The 19,264-nt window shown below is 61.0% G+C and carries 17 protein-coding genes; 12 read left to right on the top strand and 5 right to left on the bottom strand.

What is annotated here, in order from left to right; genetic code table 11:
• Positions 1-2 precede the first annotated feature (2 nt).
• The 7 genes from rsxB to KUV52_RS15055 are packed head-to-tail and all read left to right on the top strand — an operon-like array spanning position 3 to position 6,559.
• A complete protein-coding gene (gene rsxB, locus KUV52_RS15025) occupies positions 3-557 on the top strand; it encodes an electron transport complex subunit RsxB (protein ID WP_222526721.1) in 555 nt (184 codons plus the stop codon).
• Positions 558-567: 10 nt separating this feature from the next.
• A complete protein-coding gene (rsxC, locus tag KUV52_RS15030; RefSeq protein ID WP_222526722.1) occupies positions 568-3,075 on the top strand; it encodes an electron transport complex subunit RsxC in 2,508 nt (835 codons plus the stop codon).
• A 12-nt stretch (positions 3,076-3,087) separates the two neighbouring features.
• Entirely contained in the window at positions 3,088-4,146 is a 1,059-nt protein-coding gene (gene rsxD, locus KUV52_RS15035) for an electron transport complex subunit RsxD (RefSeq protein WP_222526723.1), read from the top strand.
• Positions 4,143-4,775 carry an electron transport complex subunit RsxG gene (gene rsxG / locus KUV52_RS15040; RefSeq protein WP_222526724.1) on the top strand — a complete coding sequence of 211 codons (633 nt, stop codon included), beginning with the start codon at positions 4,143-4,145 and terminating at the stop codon, positions 4,773-4,775. The genes rsxD and rsxG overlap by 4 nt, the downstream gene beginning before the upstream one ends.
• Positions 4,772-5,470, top strand: coding sequence for an electron transport complex subunit E (locus KUV52_RS15045; protein WP_222526725.1), 699 nt, complete (start codon positions 4,772-4,774; stop codon positions 5,468-5,470). The genes rsxG and KUV52_RS15045 overlap by 4 nt, the downstream gene beginning before the upstream one ends.
• 22 nt (positions 5,471-5,492) lie before the next feature.
• Positions 5,493-6,134, top strand: a complete 642-nt coding sequence (nth, locus tag KUV52_RS15050; protein ID WP_222526726.1) for an endonuclease III — start codon at positions 5,493-5,495, stop codon at positions 6,132-6,134.
• Positions 6,135-6,163: 29 nt separating this feature from the next.
• Positions 6,164-6,559 carry an ACT domain-containing protein gene (locus KUV52_RS15055; RefSeq protein ID WP_222526727.1) on the top strand — a complete coding sequence of 132 codons (396 nt, stop codon included), beginning with the start codon at positions 6,164-6,166 and terminating at the stop codon, positions 6,557-6,559.
• 66 nt (positions 6,560-6,625) lie between these two features.
• Here the strand turns inward: KUV52_RS15055 and KUV52_RS15060 are convergent, their stop codons facing one another.
• A complete protein-coding gene (locus KUV52_RS15060; RefSeq protein ID WP_222526728.1) occupies positions 6,626-6,898 on the bottom strand; it encodes an RNA recognition motif domain-containing protein in 273 nt (90 codons plus the stop codon).
• A gap of 333 nt (positions 6,899-7,231) precedes the next feature.
• Between KUV52_RS15060 and KUV52_RS15065 the strand changes: the two genes are divergently transcribed.
• Genes KUV52_RS15065 through KUV52_RS15075 form a run of 3 tightly spaced genes read left to right on the top strand, consistent with a single transcriptional unit; the run spans position 7,232 to position 9,453 of the window.
• Positions 7,232-7,642: a DUF350 domain-containing protein gene (locus KUV52_RS15065; RefSeq protein WP_222526729.1), complete on the top strand. Its 411-nt coding sequence runs from the start codon at positions 7,232-7,234 to the stop codon at positions 7,640-7,642.
• 11 nt (positions 7,643-7,653) lie between these two features.
• The gene (locus tag KUV52_RS15070; protein WP_222526730.1) at positions 7,654-8,286 is read left to right on the top strand and encodes a DUF1190 domain-containing protein; all 633 of its coding nucleotides are present in this window, start codon (positions 7,654-7,656) and stop codon (positions 8,284-8,286) included.
• A complete protein-coding gene (locus tag KUV52_RS15075) occupies positions 8,287-9,453 on the top strand; it encodes a glutathionylspermidine synthase family protein (RefSeq protein WP_222526731.1) in 1,167 nt (388 codons plus the stop codon). It abuts the gene before it with no gap.
• Between the two features lie 59 nt (positions 9,454-9,512).
• On the opposite strand, the gene KUV52_RS15080 is transcribed toward KUV52_RS15075, so the two are convergent.
• The 3 genes from KUV52_RS15080 to KUV52_RS15090 all read right to left on the bottom strand — a co-directional run bounded on the left by KUV52_RS15080 (position 9,513) and on the right by KUV52_RS15090 (position 12,947).
• Positions 9,513-10,358 (bottom strand): alpha/beta fold hydrolase, encoded by an 846-nt coding sequence (locus KUV52_RS15080; RefSeq protein ID WP_261390081.1) that lies wholly within the window; start codon positions 10,356-10,358, stop codon positions 9,513-9,515.
• A 69-nt stretch (positions 10,359-10,427) separates the two neighbouring features.
• The gene (locus tag KUV52_RS15085) at positions 10,428-11,768 is read right to left on the bottom strand and encodes an SLC13 family permease (protein WP_222526733.1); all 1,341 of its coding nucleotides are present in this window, start codon (positions 11,766-11,768) and stop codon (positions 10,428-10,430) included.
• Positions 11,769-11,930: 162 nt separating this feature from the next.
• Positions 11,931-12,947 (bottom strand): porin, encoded by a 1,017-nt coding sequence (locus KUV52_RS15090; protein WP_222526734.1) that lies wholly within the window; start codon positions 12,945-12,947, stop codon positions 11,931-11,933.
• A gap of 222 nt (positions 12,948-13,169) precedes the next feature.
• Between KUV52_RS15090 and KUV52_RS15095 the strand changes: the two genes are divergently transcribed.
• Both KUV52_RS15095 and KUV52_RS15100 read left to right on the top strand, forming a co-directional pair.
• Positions 13,170-14,933, top strand: coding sequence for a flavocytochrome c (locus KUV52_RS15095; RefSeq protein ID WP_222526735.1), 1,764 nt, complete (start codon positions 13,170-13,172; stop codon positions 14,931-14,933).
• Positions 14,934-15,061: 128 nt separating this feature from the next.
• Positions 15,062-15,949: a LysR family transcriptional regulator gene (locus tag KUV52_RS15100; RefSeq protein WP_222526736.1), complete on the top strand. Its 888-nt coding sequence runs from the start codon at positions 15,062-15,064 to the stop codon at positions 15,947-15,949.
• Between the two features lie 263 nt (positions 15,950-16,212).
• On the opposite strand, the gene KUV52_RS15105 is transcribed toward KUV52_RS15100, so the two are convergent.
• Positions 16,213-19,263: an error-prone DNA polymerase gene (locus KUV52_RS15105; protein ID WP_222526737.1), complete on the bottom strand. Its 3,051-nt coding sequence runs from the start codon at positions 19,261-19,263 to the stop codon at positions 16,213-16,215.
• Between the last annotated feature and the right edge of the window lies 1 nt (position 19,264).

Raw genomic sequence — 19,264 nt, forward strand, 5'->3', positions numbered from 1 at the left:
CGATGAGCAGTATTCTTTTTGCCGTATTGGTCCTGGCTGGCCTCGCGCTGGTGTTTGGGGTCCTGCTGGGCTACGCCGCTATCCGCTTCAAAGTGGAAGGCGACCCCATGGTGGAACAGATCGAACAAGCGCTGCCCCAAACCCAGTGCGGGCAGTGTGGATTCCCGGGTTGCCGCCCCTATGCGGAAGCGATTGCCAAGGGTGAGGCTCCGATCAACCGCTGCCCGCCCGGTGGCGAAGCCACGGTACAGAAACTGGCGGATATGCTGGGGGTGGACCCTGAGCCCCTGGACGCCGACGCCGACAGTCGCCCCAAAGTGGCCTACATTCGCGAAGCGGAGTGCATCGGCTGTACCAAGTGCATTCAGGCCTGTCCGGTGGACGCCATCGTTGGCACCGGCAAGCAGATGCACACCGTGATTGCCGACCTGTGCACCGGCTGCGACCTGTGCGTCGAGCCCTGCCCGGTGGATTGCATCGACATGCTTCCCATCGCGGTAACCCCCCAGAACTGGAAGTGGGATCTCGAAAGCATCCCGGTCCGTATGGTGCAGTAAGGAGCGATCAGTGCAGACTTTGTTAGAGCAGATCGATCAGGGCCAACAATGGACCTTCCCCGGCGGCATCCATCCGCCGGAGCGTAAAACCCTTTCCAACGGCACGCCGATTGCCGGCTTGCCGATGCCGGAGCGCTTCTGGGTGCCGGTTCGCCAGCACATCGGCCAGAGTGGCCGTCTGCTGGTGGCCAGCGGAGACACCGTGCTTAAGGGCCAGGCGCTGACCCGGGCCGATCACCCGATGGCGGTTCCCGTGCACGCCCCCACCTCCGGTACCGTTGGTCGCATTGAGCCTCGTGCTATCGCGCACCCTTCCGGCTTGTCGGAGCTGTGCATCGAGATCCTGCCGGATGGAGAAGATCACTGGCGTCCCCGCGAATCCCGGGTCAACGTCGAAGGACTGGAGCGGGATGCCATTCTGGCTCGCATCCGCGACGCTGGCATTGCCGGTCTGGGTGGCGCCACCTTCCCGGCCGCCATCAAGCTGAGCACCAATAAACCGGTTCAGTACCTGATCATTAACGGTGCCGAGTGCGAACCCTACATCACGTCGGACGACCGTCTGATGCAGGACCATGCCGAGGCGATCCTGGCTGGCATCGACATCCTCGATCATCTGTTGCAACCGGAGCGCATTCTGTTTGCGATTGAGGATAACAAGCCCGCCGCCATTGCTGCGGTGCGCACCGCATTGGCCAGCAGCCACCGGGACCCAAAACGCTACCTGCTTCGGGTGATCCCCACCAAGTACCCCTCCGGCAGCGAAAAGCAGCTGATTCAGATCGTCACCGGGCTGGAGATCCCCAAAGGGCAACTGCCCGCGGATCTCGGTGTGCTGATGCAAAACGTGGGCACCTGCTACGCGATCAAGCGCGCCGTTCTGGACGACGAGCCGCTGATTGAGCGGGTGGTCACCGTCACCGGTGAGCAGGCGGGCAAGCCCGGCAACTACTGGGTGCGTCTTGGTACCGACATCCAATGGTTGCTGGAGCAAACTCAGTCGAAGCCGCAACCGGGACAACCCCTGATCATGGGCGGCCCCATGATGGGCTTTGCCTTGCCAGCCACGGATGTGCCCGTGGTTAAGGCCACCAACTGTCTGTTACTGCCCAGCACCCAAGAACTGCCGCCCTCCCCGGCCGCCCGCAACTGCATCCGTTGCGGCGAGTGCGCTCAGGTGTGTCCGCAAAGTCTGCTGCCTCAGCAACTCTACTGGCACAGTCAGGCGGCTGAATACGATAAGGCCGCACAGCTGAACCTGAGCGACTGCATCGAGTGCGGTGCCTGCGCCTTTGTCTGCCCCTCAGACATTCCTCTGGTACACCACTACCGCATCGCCAAAGCGGAGCTGCGGGAAACCACCCAAAAGGCGCAGAAGGCGGAAGAGGCCAAGTTGCGATTTGATGCCCGTCAGGCGCGCCTGGAGAAAGAGAAAGCCGAGCGCGAGAACCGTCACAAGCGTGCAGAGAAAACCGCACCGGCTGCCCCCAGCGCTGGCGTCGAAGCTGCACTGGCCCGCATCAAAGCCAAACAGGCGGCGACCGAGGGTGAAACCGATATGGCGGAGCTGCGGCGTCAACGTAAAGAGCAGGCCCGCGCCGCAAAAGCCGCCCGAGAAGACGCCGGCACCGCTTCCGGCGATGATCGTCAGGCGGCCGTTGCCGCTGCTGTCGCTCGCGCCAAGGCAAAGCAGGGAGCGCAGGAGAACGATTCTGCTGAAGTGCCGTCTGCTGAGGATAAGCGCAAAGCCGCCGTGGCCGCTGCCGTAGCGCGCGCCAAGGCCCGACAGGCCGGTGAAGCGAGTGATGCCGCCGCGGACGCCCCGGCTGACGACAAACGCAAAGCCGCTGTGGCCGCTGCCATCGCCAAAGCCAAAGCGAAGCAAGCCGCCGGCTCCGATGACTCTGCCGCCGACGCTCCGGCTGAAGACAAGCGCAAAGCCGCTGTGGCCGCCGCCATTGCCAAAGCCAAAGCGAAGCAGGCGGCTGAAGCGGGCGATGCCGCTGCGGAAGCTCCGGCTGAAGACAAGCGCAAAACCGCTGTGGCTGCCGCCATTGCTAAAGCCAAGGCAAAGCAGGCGGCTGAATCGGACGATAGCGCCTCTGAAGCTCCGGCTGAAGACAAGCGCAAAGCCGCTGTGGCCGCGGCCATCGCCAAAGCCAAGGCGAAGCAGGCGGTTGAAGCGGGCGATAGCACCACTGAAGCTCCGGCTGAAGACAAGCGCAAAGCCGCTGTGGCCGCCGCCATTGCCAAAGCCAAGGCGAAGCAAGCGGCTGAAGCGGGCGATAGCGCCGCCGAAGCTCCGGCTGAAGACAAGCGCAAAGCCGCTGTGGCCGCCGCCATCGCCAAAGCCAAGGCGAAGCAGGCTGCCGAAAAAGCCGAGCAGCAAGCCGACAGCGAAGCGTCGGCTTCGGACTCCGCCAAGCCAAAGGCTACCGAGAGCGATCCCCGCAAAGCGGCCATCGCCCGGGCTATTGCCAAGGCGAAAGCTAAGCAACAACAGAATTCGGATCAGTAAGAGAGGACACTGATGGCGTTTAAAATGGCCTCGTCCCCCCACATTCAGGGGCGTATGCCGACCCATCGCGTCATGCAGTGGGTTGCCCTGTGCACCCTGCCCGGCATTGTGGCGCAGTGGTGGTTTTTTGGTTGGGGCAACCTGGTGCAGATCGCTCTGGCGGTCACTACGGCCCTGGTGGCCGAAGCGCTGTGCGTTAAAGCCCGTGGCCGGGATGTCCGCGCCACCCTGTCGGACTGCACCGCACTGGTGACCGGCCTGCTGCTGGGGATCTGCCTGCCGCCACTGGCCCCCTGGTACGTAGCAGTACTGGGGTCGGTGTTTGCCATTGTGCTGGTGAAACAGCTCTACGGAGGGATCGGCCAAAACCTGTTCAATCCGGCGATGGCGGCTTACGTGGCCCTGTTGATCTCCTTCCCACTGCCGATGACCCAGTGGCTGCCGCCGCAGGCACTGGCGGCCACCGCTCTGGGGCCGTTGGATACCCTGATGATGGTGTTTACCGGCACCGATGCGATGGGGCACAGCGTGGATGCGCTTCGCCTGGGCATCGATGGCAGTACCATGGCCACGCCGTTGGATACCCTTAAGACCGATCTGACCCTGGGCCTGACCGCTGGCGAGAGTCTGAACAAGCCGATCTTTTCGACTCTGGCCGGTGTGGGCTGGGAGTGGGTCAACCTGGCGTTTCTGCTGGGCGGCCTGATGATGCTCAAGCTGAAGGTGATCCGTTGGCATATCCCGGTAGCGATGATCGCGTCCCTCGGCCTGTGTGCCCTGATCGGCCAGATCCTTCACCCGGATGGCACCGGCAGTGTCACCCTGCACCTGCTCAGTGGGGCCACCCTGTTTGGCGCATTCTTTATCGCCACGGATCCGGTTACCGCCGCCACCAGCAATAAAGGACGCCTGGTCTTTGGCGCGCTGATCGGCCTGCTGGTCTATCTGATCCGCAGCTTTGGCGGTTACCCGGATGCCGTCGCCTTTGCCGTCATGCTGGCCAATATGAGCGTACCGCTGATCGACTACTACACCCGCCCCCGCACCTACGGACATGGAGGCAACCGATGATCCCGTCCATGAAGAAAAATGGCCTGTTGCTGGCCCTGTTCGGGATCGCGTGTGCCGGCGTCGTTGCCCTCACCTACGAAGGCACCAAGAGCCAGATCGCGGAGCAGCAGCGTCGTCAGTTGATGAACACGCTGCATCAGATCATTCCGGCGGATCGCTACGACAACGAGCTGTACAACCAGTGCCTGCTGCTCTCCAGCCCGCAGTACCTTGGCAGCAAGGCGCCGCAACCGGCGTTTCTGGCCACCAAGAACGGTGAGCCCACTGCCATCGCCATTGAGACCACCGCCCCTGACGGCTACAACGGTGACATCAACATCATCGTCGGCATCGACTGGAACGGTGAGGTGCTTGGCGTCCGTACTCTGAGTCACCAGGAGACCCCCGGGCTGGGCGACCTGATCGAACTGCGTCGCTCCGATTGGGTATTGTCCTTCAATGGCTACCGGCTCGAGAATGAGAAAGACCCCCGCTGGGCGGTAAAACGGGATGGCGGTGAATTTGACCAGTTCACCGGGGCCACCATCACGCCGCGCGCCTATGTCGGCGCCGTCAGGAAGGTGCTTAACTACTTCAACCGCAACCGGGATACGCTGGTCAACGCGCCCCGGTGTGGAGGCGAATCATGAGCCAATTTCGCGATATTGCCTGGCAGGGATTGTGGAAGAACAACCCCGGTATTGTTCAACTGCTGGGCCTCTGCCCTCTGTTGGCGGTCACCAATACCCTGACCAACGCCATGGGACTGGGTTTGGCCACGCTGGTGGTGCTGGTCAGCTCCAATATCCTGGTATCCCTGCTGCGCAAGGGGATCCCCAATGAGATCCGCATTCCGGTTTACGTGATGATCATCGCCGCTCTGGTGACCTGCGTGCAGTTGCTGGTAAACGCCTACGCCTATGGCCTCTACCTGTCACTGGGGATCTTCCTGCCGCTGATCGTCACCAACTGCGTCATCATCGGCCGGGCCGAGGCCTTTGCCTCCAAGAGTCCGGTTTGGGCCGCCGCCCTCGATGGCCTGATGATGGGCCTGGGCTTTATGTTGGTGTTGATGATTCTGGGTGGCGCCCGCGAGCTGATTGGCCAGGGCACGCTGTTTGACGGCGCGGATCAACTGCTGGGTGACTGGGCATCGGTGTTGCGACTCCAGGTGGTTGACCTGCAAAGCCCCTTCCTGTTGGCTCTGCTGCCCCCCGGCGCCTTTATTGGCATGGGCCTGCTGATCGCCCTGAAAAACACCATCAACGATAAGGTGGAAGCGCGCTTCAAGCCCGCCGAGACCGCCGTAGAAGAGAAAGTGGAGCGGGTGCGCGTCACCCAGTAACCCACAACCGGATTGAGGGAACATGAATAAGGACAAACGTCGCCTGATCCTGGAACGGCTCCAGGCCAACAACCCCAAGCCAGAGACCGAACTGGAGTTCACCAGCCCCTATGAACTGCTGGTGGCAGTGGCACTGTCAGCGCAGGCCACCGACGTGTCGGTGAACAAGGCGACACGCAAACTGTTCCCGGTGGCCAACACCCCTCAGGCGATGCTGGACCTCGGTGTCGAGGGGGTGAAGGAGTACATCAAGACCATCGGTCTGTTCAATACCAAGGCGGAAAACGTCATTAAGGCGGCACGGATACTGGTTGAGCAGCACGGAGGCGAGGTGCCGGAGGATCGGGCCGCGCTCGAGAAGCTGCCGGGCGTGGGCCGCAAAACCGCCAACGTGGTACTGAACACCGCCTTTGGTTGGCCCACCATCGCCGTCGACACCCACATTTTCCGGGTCTCCAACCGCACCAAGTTCGCCATGGGTAAGAATGTGGATGAGGTGGAGCAGAAACTGTTGAAAGTGGTGCCTGCGGAGTTCAAGGTGGACGTACACCACTGGCTTATCCTGCATGGCCGCTACACCTGTCTGGCGCGCAAACCTCGCTGTGGCTCCTGCCTGATTGAGGATCTGTGTGAGTTTAAAGATAAGGTGTACCCGGACGAATAAACCCGTTTGCCGGCAGGGAGGCCGACAACATGACACCCACTCCGATGGAGCTGACGCTCCTGCCCCAACGCTACACCCTTCACCGATTGCCACCGGACACGCCGGTGGCGCCTCACTGGCTCAGTGGCAGTCAGTTGGTCAGCCTGACCCGTACGGAAGAGGAGCTCTCCATACTGGCGCCGGAATCGATGCTGATTGAAAGCGATCGCCAGGAGGGCCCATGGCGCGCCTTTAAGGTGGCTGGTCCGCTGGATTTCGAGCTGGTGGGGATCCTGGCCCAACTGAGCACCACCCTGGCTGAGGCCCATATTCCGCTGTTTGCCCTCTCCACCTTTGATACGGATTACCTGTTAGTCAACGCTGACCGGTGCGGTGATGCCGCCAGCGCGTTGCGCCAGGCAGGACATACGGTGTTGCTGCTGTAAGGAACAGCTCAACGCGGAAAAGGCGGAACAACAAAAAACGGGGAGCGAACGCTCCCCGTTTTGGCATCAATAGCGGGAACGACGGGGCGGACGCGGTTCCCGGGGTTTGGCTTCGTTGACGCGAATATTGCGCCCGCTCAGCGGCTGCTCGTTAAGGGCCTGGATCGCCTTTTGTCCCTCATCGGAGTTGGGCATCTCAACAAACCCGAACCCTTTTGAGCGACCGGTTTCCCGGTCCATGATGACGTTGGCGCTCAAGACCTCACCGTGTGCAGCGAACGCCGCAAGAAGATCTTCTGAAGTGACGGAATAGGACAAATTACCGATGTAGATATTCACGTTGTTTTCTCTGACACATGGGCTTGTCGTGCTCACGCTGCCTCCCGGTCAAGCCCCACCAGGCTGGCAACGGCCGGTATCACACCGGCGCATACCCCTCGTCATCGCGCATGAGTGTCCGACGGTCCCCTCAGACTGCCGTCACCGCCACTCCACACTTTGGCGTTTATGTAGGCAAGGTTAAGTAAAGCGCAGACTGATGACAGGTCAAAGAAAACTCTGCAATCTTTTTGTTTATCATTGGTTTTAACTGTTCTGTCCCCCTCGCCTATCCTTGCCTTTTGCCGGTCTATGGGCGATAACTTCCCCCACCCTCACTCCTCGGTAGACGTCATGATTTCAGACTCTCTCTCTGGCCTGACCCCCTTCTTGCTCTATTTCGGCACCGGCCTGGTGGCCATGGTCGTGTTTAAGGTGCTCTACGCCCTGCTGACCCCTTTTGACGAGTGGCAACTGGTCAAACAGGACTTCAACACCGCTGCCGCCATCAGCATTGGCGGTGCCCTGCTTGGTTTTACCCTGGCGCTGGCCTCTGCGGCCAAGCACTCCGTCGCCTACAGTGACTTTTTGATCTGGGCGGCGATCGCCATGGCGGCACAGTTGCTGGCCTTTATGGTGGTGCGCTTTATCCTGATGCCCACCATCGTCAGTAAAATCGAGAACAATCAGATTGCCGGCGCCGTGGTGCTGGCCAGCGTCAACATCAGCGTTGGCGTGCTGAACGCCGCCTGCATGAGTTACTGAAGAGGCCGTTGATGAAACGCAGTCAAAATGTACGTGCCCCCCGCTTCCGAAAAGCCCTGCCAATGGCAACGTCGGTGGCGATCTCCATCTCGCTGGTGCTCTCCGGATGCAGCCCGGCCCCCCGGGAAGAAGCGCAGATCTACCGCGATGCCGATGAGTGCCTGCAGGTTTACCCGGATCAGGGCGAACTGTGCCAGCAGGTGTTTGGCTCCGCCCAGATGGACCACCTGGCCACCGCCCCACGCTTCCTCGATCAGCAGCAGTGTGAAGAGGAGTTTGGCCCCGGTAACTGTGAATCCGCGCCGGAAGGCAGCCAGGGGAACGCCACCGGAGGCAGCTGGTTTATGCCGATGATGATGGGTTACATGATGGGCAACCTGATGGGCGGACGCAGTGTGCGTCAAGCTCCGGTCTACAGCTCCAGTTCCCGCACCTCTCCCCTGCGGGACAAGGTGGTCACCGCCAACGGCGATGTGGTGGGCAACCGAGGCGATCGCACCGTGCGCCCGGCTCCCAGCGCCTTCCAGAAAGCGAGTGCCCCAACCCGGGTCACCCAGTCCGGCGGATTCGGACGTATGGCGCAGCAAAAAGCGCAGGCCAGTCGTTCCGCCACCCGCACCTCCAACCGCAGTTTCGGAGGGTAAATGCAGCGTCACCTCATCAGCCCACGGGCCCACTGGCAGGAGCAGGCCCGCCAGTATGGATTCCATTTCCACACCATGTATGGCGAACCCTATTGGGATGAGAGCCGTTACTACGCGTTCACGCTGGAGCAGATTGAGCGGGATCTGGAAGCCCCTACCGAAGAGCTGAATCAGATGTGCATGGAGGTGGTGGACCAGGTCGTCAACAACGAAAACCTGCTGCGCCGCTTCGCCATTCCCGAGGAGCACTGGGACCTGGTGCGCAGCTCCTGGCGCATGCGCGATCAGCACCTGTACGCCCGGATGGATCTGGCCTATGACGGTAAAGGCCCCGCCAAGCTGCTGGAGAACAACGCTGACACCCCCACCTCACTGTACGAGAGTGCCTTTTTCCAGTGGCTCTGGCTGGATGACCGCCTGAAAGATGGCACCCTGGCTCAGGGCAGCGACCAGTTCAACAGCATTCAGGAAGCGCTGACTGCGCGCTTTGCGGAGCTGAAACAGCAGTGGCCGCCGGTGCCGCTCCACTTTGCCAGCTGCGAAGAGAGCGATGAGGATCGGGGCACAGTGCAGTATCTGGCCGACTGTGCCGAAGAGGCGGGCATCGACACCCGCTACACCGCCATTGAGCAGATTGGTCTCTCCAAGCACCAGCAGTTCCTTGATGCGGAGGGCGAGGTGATCCGCGCCTGCTTCAAGCTCTACCCCTGGGAGTTCATGCTGCGGGAGGAGTTTGGCCAATACCTGCAGAAGGCGAATGTGCGTTGGCTGGAGCCGGCCTGGAAGTCGGTTCTTTCCAACAAAGCGATTTTGCCGGTGTTGTGGCATAACCATCCCAACCACCCCAACCTGCTGCCAGCCTACTTCCCGGACCACCTGGATAAGTGCACCGAATCCAACCTGGTGAAGAAACCCATCTACTCCCGCGAGGGCGCCAACATCGAGATTCTGGAGGGTGGCAAAGTGGTGGAATCATCCGAAGGTGACTACGGCGAAGAGGGCGTGATCTACCAGGGCTATCATCCACTGGCGAAGTTTGGTGATGACCACGCGCTGATCGGCTCCTGGCTGGTGGGGGACCAGGCCTGTGGCATCTCCATTCGCGAAGACCGCAGCCGCATTACGCAGGATCTCTCCCGCTTTATCCCCCATATCATTCTGCCCTGAGTCTCAGCGCAGAAAACGATGCAGAAGCGGCGCCCGGGGCGCCGCTTTTTTCTCTCCGCTCAGGCCAGAAGAAACGCCGTCAACTCCCGCCACAACGTCTCCTCGCGCCGGGGCTCAAAGAAGCTGAAGTGCCCGACACCTCCCAACGCCGTCAGGCGGGCCCCTTCAATGATCACCACCTCTGCCGGAGCCGCGGGATAGCGCGTCGCCAAATCCCGCACCGCCGCCGGGGGCGCGTAGCGATCATCAGCAAAACCGTAGTGCCGCATCGGTTTGTCGAAACGCCGGTAGGCGCTGAGATCCAGTTGGTGGCTGGGGCAGAACAGGTAATCCCGGCGCCGTCCCCAGCGCGCCCACTGCCGGATAAGACCGCTGGGCAGATCCCGTCGCGCCAGCCCGACCTGACGGGCAGGAAACCGGTTGCCCAGACTCAGAGCCGGTGCCAGCAGGTGCCAGAAAGCCCACATCCCCAAAGCACGCCCACCGTAATGGCGCCAGTAGGGCACTGAGCTGGCCACCGTCACCGCGCGATCCACCCGCTCATGGCCGGGAACCAGAGCCAATGCCTGTCCACCGAAACTGTGTCCGACCCAGTACAGGGGATGGTCGCCAATACGGGCTGTCAGCGCCGCCAGCGCCACCGCCAGATCCTGCTCGGCCCAGTCCTGCAGCCCCACCCGACTCGCCTTGGGCGTGGTCAGGGGCGAGCCCCCTACCCCGCGGTAATCCAGGCTCAATACCAGCAGACCCTGGTCCGCCAGATAGCGCGCCAGGTGGCGATAAAACTGCTGGGTTACCCCCAGTGCCGGGGCGATCAACACGCCGCCCCGAAGGGGGGCAGATGGGGAATAAAGTACGACCTGGATCCGCTGCCCATCCGGGCAGTCCAGCATCAGGGTTTCCATGGACAAAACGAGGCTCCTTGCCGTAGTCGAAATCCTATCATTGGTGTTGCCGCTCTGGTTGGCAAGAGACTAGTGGAACGCTTCCCAAATCGGTGCCCATCCCAACAGGCCCAACAAAATCACTATCAGTGCGGTAAGCTTCATGCGGTAACCCAGTGGCAGCATCTCCTGACGCTGCACCACCCCGGCGCTGTAGAGCACTGCGTTACCCGGTGTGGAGGACGGCAGGATATAGGCGGTAGAGCCCCCCATGGCGAGAATGATGGCCACCTCCGCCATCTCCAGCTCCAGCGGCACCACCAGATAGAGCACCATCGGTCCCCAGATCGCTACGGTACCGGAGTTGGTCACAAACTCGGTAAAGGCCATGATGGTCACCAGCATGCCCAGCACCAACAGCGGCGCCGGGATCACCTCGCTGATCGGCTGCAATCCGGCGCCGAGGCCACAAGCCACGCCCAGATGTTTCAGCACCTCACTCAGCACCAGTGCACTGACAAAGATCCCCACCGCCGGCCACTGCACGCCACCGAGCAACGCAGGTACCCGCTCGCCACTGAGCCAGGCCAGCGGCAGGATGGCCAACATCGGCAGGGCAATGGCCAGTTGCCGCGCCAGTTCCCCCTCCTGGCGATAGCACCACAACCAGTTGATCAACACGCCAGAGAACACCAGCAGTATCCAACGCTGGGCCGGTGCCAGTGGCACATCGTCGGGCAGTTGGATTACCCGCTCGCCAAACTCCGGAGCAAACACCCGGCGGGCCACCAAGGCCCCCAACAGCCACAGCGACAGGGTCAGCGGCAGCATCAGCTTGAGCCAGTCCAGCATATTGATTTCAGTCAGCCCCGCCACAATGAGACTGGTGGTGCTGCCAATGATGGAGGAGATCCCCCCCATGGTGGCACTCAGCACAATCAGCACGCCGATGTACTTCTGCAGCGGCGTGGCCTGGGTACCGTATTGATAGGGGGCCAAAGAGAGCGCCAGAGGGAAGAACAGCGCCACACTGGCGACGTTGGTCACCAGCATCGAGGTAAAGAACGCCAGGGTGGCAAAGCCGGCCAGGGCTAGGCGCGGGCGGCCACCGCTCCAGCGCAGCACCTTGACCTTCATCCAGTCGCCGAGGCCACTGCGATGAAAAAGGTAAGCAAAGACAAAGCCGAACACAAAGATGCTGATCACCGGATTGACGGTCTTGGCCATCACCAGCGATGGGGAAACCACCCCAAGCAGCAACGCCACTGCGGGGATCATCACCCCGGCATACAGCGGCCCAATCACCCCCGTTGCCCAGCACAGGATCGCCAGCGCCAGCAGCCCAAGACCTTGCGCCATCGGTGGCATCAGGGACAGAACCAGCGTGGCACCGGCCGCTACAGAAAGACTCAATACGTGACGCTGACTCATGAACGCCCAATCCAAAAGATTCAGTCGCCAGCGTAACAAAGCCAGCCTGACCGGAACGGGGTGCGGCTCCCGCCTTGAAACGGCAGCAGCCATTCGATCAACAAAACGTGATCCAGCGCCAGCAACCGTAACAGGGATAGGTTTGCTGGCGCCGGGACAGGGTCAGAACAGGTACTTCAGGTGCGCGGTCAACAACGTGTCGTCGAACTCGGTGCGACCGGCCGCATCGGTAAACTCGCCATCGTAATAGGAGGCGATGGCGCCCACCGTCACCTGTTTGGACAGGGCGTAGTCATAGCCCAGCGAGTAGGCGTAGGCTTCGCTGTCGGTGACGGTGTTCAGGTCCGCACCGGCATTGCTGGTGATCTTACCTAGGCCGGCGTTATCCACACTCCACTGGGCTTTCACCTTGTGGGCACCGTGTTTCCAGGCGGCGCTCAGCAACCAGGAATCGCCATCCAGGTTGGTGTATTGCAGTGACTCGGAATCCTGATACAGCGCACCGAACTGCCAGCTGCCCAACTTGTAACCCGCCGCCACCCGCACCGCTTTGAGGCCATTAAGGCCGTCGGCGTAGGCCAGCGCCAGATAGTGCGGGGTCTTTTTCAGTTTGCCGTCGCCGTACACCAGGCTGACCGCGTAATTGTTGGCGTCGTCCAACTCCGCCTTGCCACCAAAGTCGTCTTCCGGTGTGTAGGTTGCGCCCAGCTGGAAGCCCGCCAGCACCGGCGTGCGGTAGGTGATGGTGTCACCCAGACGATCGTTACCGGCAATCAGGCGGTTCATGTCGGACGAGGTGATATTAAATTGGTCAATACCGCCTTCGACTTTCTTAAATACGGTGTCATTTCGGCCAAAAGTAATTTCACCGAATGAACCATCAAGCCCAATATAAGTATTACGAGACTTAAATACATCCGAGGCGCTGTTGTCGAAGCTCTCAATGCCCGCCTCGGCCTTATAGATAAGGTTAAGGGTTGATGAAATTTCGTGCGTTCCTTTCATGCCAATGTAGGAGGCATAGTTCTCCAGACTGGTACCATCCACCTTCTCATTCCCGGCCAGACCGTTGTCAGAGAAGGTGCCCCCAACCCAGAAACGACCATAGAAATCAGGACCTTCAGCCAGTGCTGACGCGGAAACGCTGGCGGTCAACAACACCAGAGCCATCTTTTTCATAGTTACTTCCTCTTATGATTTGGAGGGCAGTCTATGATGCGAAGATATTTCACTTTTTGAGGAAGCTCACAGGCAATTCCATTACCCTTCAGAAATACTTAACGTCACTTAACGTAATTGAAATTAGCCGGAAACTAACTTTGAAGCGGATCAAAATTTTCATTTCCCTGCGGTTGTTATCATTTTCCCCGTTAAATAACTCGACCAAAAAAGGGTGTGATGATGAAACTCAAATTAAGTGTACTGTCCGTTGCAGCGGTAATGCTCTCTCTGTCTGGCGCCGCTTATGCGCAAGGCGGTTCTCTGGCGGATTTCCATAAATCCATGGGCGGCTGTGATACCTGCCACAGCAAACCGCTGAAAGTCAGCGACAGCGAAACCCATGAAAACGCCCAGTGCCAAAACTGTCACGGTGGTTACGAAGACCTGGCCAACGACAAACTGGAGTTTGATCCTCACACCTCCCACCTTGGCGACATCAACTGCACCTCCTGCCACCGCGCTCACGATGCGCCGAAGATGTACTGCAACGAGTGCCACAGCTTCGACGACGTAGAGATGCCGTTTGCTGATACCAAAGCCAAACCGGCCTGGGACGCCGAGTGGGATCAGGAAGCCATTGCCAAAGCCATTAAGGCGGGTCCGAAGGAGACCACCCAGGTGGTGATCGTCGGTGCCGGCTCTGCCGGTTACAACGCCGCCATCGCCGCTAAGCGCGCCGGCGCGGACGTGATTCTGCTGGAAAAAGCCCCGTTCACCGGCGGCAACTCCATGCTGGCCGCCGGTGGCTTCAACGCTGTGGGTACCCCGCAACAGGCCAAGAAAGGGATCGATGACAGCATCGAGTCCTTTGTGGAAGACGCCATGAAAGGCGGTCGTTACCAGAACGACAAAGCGCTGGTGCAGATCATGGCGGAAGAGTCTGCCGACGGCGTTAAGTGGCTGGAGTCCCTGGGCGCCAACATGGATGACCTGAAGCGCTCCGGTGGCGCCAAGGTGGAGCGTACCCACCGTCCGACCGGTGGCTACAGCGTGGGTCCACACATTATTGACACCCTGCGCGCCGCCGCTGAGCGCGAAGGCATCGATGTGCGCCTCAACTCCCGCGTGGAAAAACTGGTACTGGACGACGATCAGCGCATCGTGGGTGTGGTGGTACACGGTAAACACTCCGGCCACAAGATGATCGGCGCTGATGCCGTGGTTCTGGCCACTGGCGGTTACGGCATGAACAAAGAGATGGTGGCCTACTACCGCCCCACCTTTAAGGACATGACCAGCTCCAACAATGTTACCGCCACCGGTGACGGCATCCGCCTGGCCAAAGAGATTGGCGCGTCCATGACTGACATCGACTGGGTCCAGGCCCACCCAACCATTGGCAAAGACAGCCGCATCCTGATCTCTGAAACCGTACGCGGCGTGGGGGCCATCATGGTGAATGTTCACGGTGAACGCTTTATCAACGAGCTGACCACCCGTGACCGTGCCTCCGACGCCATCCTTAAGCAGGACGAGCAGTACGCCTGGCTGGTGTTTGACGAGCAGCTGATCGAGAAGAAGCAGATGGTGCGCGGCTACGAGCACCTGGGCATGCTGAGCAAAGCCAACACCATTGAGGAGCTGGCCAAGATCACCGGTATGGAATCCCTAGCCAAAACCGCTGAAGACTACAACCGCTACCAGGCTACCGGTAAAGATGAGGCCTTTGGCCGCAGCGACATGCCGCTGAACCTGAGCCAGCCTCCCTACTACGCGGTGAAAGTGGCGCCGGGCATCCACCACACTATGGGTGGCGTTGCGGTGGACACCAACTCCAACGTGCTGAACCTGCAAAGCTGGCCGATCCAGGGCCTGTACGCCGCCGGTGAGGTGACCGGTGGGGTGCACGGCTACAACCGCCTGGGCGGTAATGCCATCGCCGACACCGTGGTATTCGGTCGTCGCGCCGGTGAGCACGCGGCCGAATACGCCACTAAGAAGTAAGTTCGGGTCCTCTCCCTCATCACACATCAGCGGGGCCCTCGGGCTCCGCTGATGTGTTTCTGTGACGCGGTCCCGTCCATCGGGCCAGCCATCCCAGTACACTCGGGAGGCTTAAACAGGAACCGGATATGCGCATTACCCTGAAACAACTGGCGGTGTTCAAAGCGATCTGCGACAACCGCCAGCTCTCTAAGGCCGCCCGCCAACTCCACCTTTCGGTGCCTGCGGTCAGTATGAATCTGAAGGAGCTGGAGAGTTCGCTCGAAGCCAAGCTGCTGGAGCGCACGCCCCACGGCCTGGTGCTGACCGATGCCGGCAACCTCGCACTGCAACAGGCCAACACCATACTGAAACAAACCCAGCAACTGGAAGGGTTGTTCAAGGACCGCTCTCGTGGCCTTGGAGGCAGCCTGAGTATCGGCGCCAATAAGACCTCGGGTAACTACGTGCTGTCGCGCAAGCTGCCCCGTTTCAAGACCCTCTACCCATCGGTTAATACTCGCCTCAAAATCGGCTCAAGTGCTGATGTTGAAGCGATGGTTGAGCGCAACGAACTGGATATGGCCTTCGTTGGACAGAAACCCAGAGATAAGGGCATCAGCTATCGCTGCTGGCGTCATGATCGACTTTGTATTGTGGCAGCGCCGGGCCACAAGCTGGCACACCGGGCCGCCACCCCTGCTGACCTGACGGCCGCCACCTGGATCCTTGACGAGGAAGACTCGGCCACCCGCATTGAGTCGCTGAATCTGCTCAAATCTCTCGGGGTTTCGGTTCAGGATGAGATCATCATGAACACCATGGGCGCGATTAAACGTGCGGTTAGTACCGGTCTGGGCTTGAGTATCCTGCCCCTTCTGGCCGTGGACGCCGAACTGGAGCGCGGTGACCTGAAAGAGGTGGAAACCGGCGCCGTGCTTGAGCAGCGAGAACTTTACGTTATCTACAAAGCGGATCAGCTTACGCCTCTGATGGCCCGCTTCCTCAGTTGCTGCGGCCTGCAGGACTACGAATAACGCGGGTTGCGTCAGGAAGCTTGCAGAAGCGTCTCGCCTGATAACGGTCAGACCGTTAACAAGCCACGCCACAATGCGCCAACGCACCCCAAAAAAAGGCCGCCTTTCGGCGGCACACATCAGGCGAACAAGGAATAGAGGTGAAGCCAGTGTGCCGGGAGAGTTGGCTGGGCGAGGATAGAGGCTCAAGGCCCGACATCCTGGCTTCTTTCTGCTTTACGGGTTGATGTCCGGGCGGGATCACCACAAAGAAGGTCTTTTTCTCAACGAAAATCCCGGGAACGCACCGCCAGTTTCTGGATCCGCTCCGACCAATCCTCCAGCCTGCCTGCAATCACATGGATCACCTCCCCCTCCCGCTCCAGGATGCCGTTGACCTTCAGCAAGCGCGCCGTCAGATAGGGCTGACGCTGAGCCCGTGCGGTGTCCGCCCACACCACCACATTGGCGTTGCCGGTTTCATCCTCCAGGGTGATAAAGGTCACCCCGGAGGCGGTACCCGGCCGCTGACGCCCCACCACCAAGCCCGCCAGCTGCACCAGTTGCCCATGCCGGCAATTGAGCAGTTCCGCCGCGGTCAGACAGCGTGCTAACGCTCCCTGCTCCCGCAACAGGCTCAAGGGGTGGCGGCCGAGGCTCAGCCCCAACTGGTGATAATCCGCCAGAATCGACTCCGCCTCCTCCGGTGCCGTCAGGCTGACCTGGGTACCGGTTTCACACTCCGCAAACAGCGGCAGTTGCTGCGCCTCCCCCGCCAGCAGCCAGCGCGCCTGATGCCGGTGGCCCGCCAGATCGGCCAGCGCATTGGCACTGGCGAGCGCTTCCAGCGCGCCCCGGTCAAGCCCGGCACTTTTCACCAACTGATGCACCGAGGTGAAGCCCGAGTCCGGCCGCGCCGCCAGCAGAGCCTCGGCAGCGCGACGACTCAACCCCTTCACCAGACGCAACCCCAGACGCAACGCCATCTCACCCTCAACCGCTTCCAGCTGGTGATCCCACTGGCTGTGGTTGACGGACACCGGACGCACCACGCCACCATGGCGCTGCAGGTCCTGCACCAATTGGGACGGGGTATAAAACCCCATTGGCTGGCTGTTGAGCAGCGCGCAGGTAAACGCCACCGGATAATGGTACTTCAGCCAGGCGGACGCGTAGGCGAGCAGAGCAAAACTGGCGGAGTGGGACTCCGGAAATCCGTACTCGCCAAAGCCGCGGATCTGGCGAAAAATCTGGTCCGCAAACTCGGCGCTGTAGCCCCGCTCCGCCATACCGCCCTTAAGCTTGCGCTCAAACTTTTCCAGCTCTCCATGGCGCTTCCAACTGGCCATGGCCCGGCGCAGTTGATCCGCCTCACCACCGGAGAACCCGGCTGCCACCATCGCCAGTTTGATCACCTGCTCCTGGAAAATCGGCACCCCCAGGGTGCGCTCCAGTACCTCACGCACCGCTTCACTGGGGTAGCTGACCGGCTCAAGCCCATGTCGTCGCTTCAAATAGGGGTGCACCATGTCCCCCTGGATAGGGCCGGGGCGGACAATAGCGATCTGCACCACCAGGTCGTAATAGCAGCGGGGCCGCAGTCGGGGCAGCATATTGCTCTGGGCCCGGGATTCGATCTGGAACACCCCGATGCTGTCCGCGTGGCACAGCATGTCGTACACCTCCGGCTCCTCCCAGACCACGTCGGAGAGTTGCATCGGGTGCTTCTGCCACTCCCCCACCAGCGCGAGACAGCGACGAATGGCGCTGAGCATCCCCAACGCCAGGATGTCCACCTTGAGCAGCCCCAGGGCCTCCAGATCATCCTTGTCCCACTGGATCACCGTGCGCTCCGCCATCGCCGCGTTTTCCACCGGTACCAGCTCCGACAGGGGGCCAGCGGAGATCACAAAGCCTCCCACGTGTTGAGACAGGTGACGGGGAAACCCCAGCAACTGTGCAACCAGCGTCAGCAGCAACTCGCCGCGACGGCCACTCAGCCCCAACGTCCGAAGCTGCTCCTGCCAGGGCCGGGTCGGGTCCCGCCTATCGACACCGCGGATCCAACGCTCAATCTGCCCCTCCTCAATCCCCAGCACCTTGCCCAGATCCCGCATGGCACTCTTAAAGCGATAGCTGATCACCGTGGCCGCCAGCGCCGCCCGATCGCGGCCATATTTGCGGTAGATGTACTGGATCACCTCCTCCCGCCGCTGGTGCTCAAAATCCACATCGATGTCCGGCGGCTCATCCCGCTCCCGGGAGAGAAAGCGCTCAAACAGCAGGTTGACCTTGGTCGGGTCCACCTCGGTGATCCCCAGGCAATAGCAGACCACGGAGTTGGCCGCCGACCCCCGCCCCTGGTGCAGGATCCCTTCCGCTTTGGCGAACTGAACAATGTCGTAGATGGTGAGGAAGAAGTAGTGGTAACCCAGCTCATCGATCAGGCTGAACTCCTGCTCCAGCTGCCGCCGAACCGGCTCCGGCAACGTGTCACCAAAGCGCTGCCGGGCGCCCTTCATGGTTTCCTGGCGCAGGTACTCGCTGGCGCCCATCCCCTCCGGCACCAGTTCTGCCGGGTACTCATAACGCAACTCATCCAGGGAGAAGTGGCAGCGGCCCGCAATGGCCGTTGTAGTTTCCCGCCAGGCCGGGCGGTGACGCTGAGCCAATCTTTCCTGCGGCTTCAGGTAGGCTTCCGCATTCCCTGCCACCCGACCTCCGGCCTGCTCCAGCGCACAGCCCAGGCGGATGCAGGTCAATGCGTCCAGCAGCGGCTGACGCGATTTTTCGTGCATCCGCACTGGATCCGCCGCCACCAGGGGCCGACCCAGTTGCTCACCCAGCTGTTGTTGCGCCAACAGCCACTCCCCCTCCCCGCCGCGCAGCAATCGCTCCGCCATCAGGTAGAGTCGATCCGGGAACCGCTCCGCCAGCCAGGCCCCCCGCTCCTGCGCTTGCTCCGGCACGGGGGGAGACCACAACAGCAAACAATTCGGCTGACCAAGATCCTCCCAGTTCAGTCTGTACTGCCCCTTTTCACTGCGACGCCGGGCGGTGCTGATCAGGGCCGATAGTTCGCCATAGCCGATGCGGTTCATCGCCAACAGCACCAGACGGTGCTCCGCCAGCACAAATTCGCTGCCCACAATCAGTTTTAGCCCCTGCGCTTTGGCCGCCATATGCGCCTTTACCACGCCAGCCAGGGAGCACTCATCGGTCAGCGCCAGGGCCCGATAGCCCAGTGCTGCCGCCTGCTCCACCAACTCTTCTGGATGAGACGCCCCCTGCAGAAAGCTGAAGTTGCTGAATGAGCGAAGCTGGGCAAATCCCATG

The sequence above is a fragment of the Ferrimonas balearica genome (genome assembly GCF_019802055.1).
GTDB classification, from domain to species: Bacteria; Pseudomonadota; Gammaproteobacteria; order Enterobacterales; family Shewanellaceae; genus Ferrimonas; species Ferrimonas balearica_A.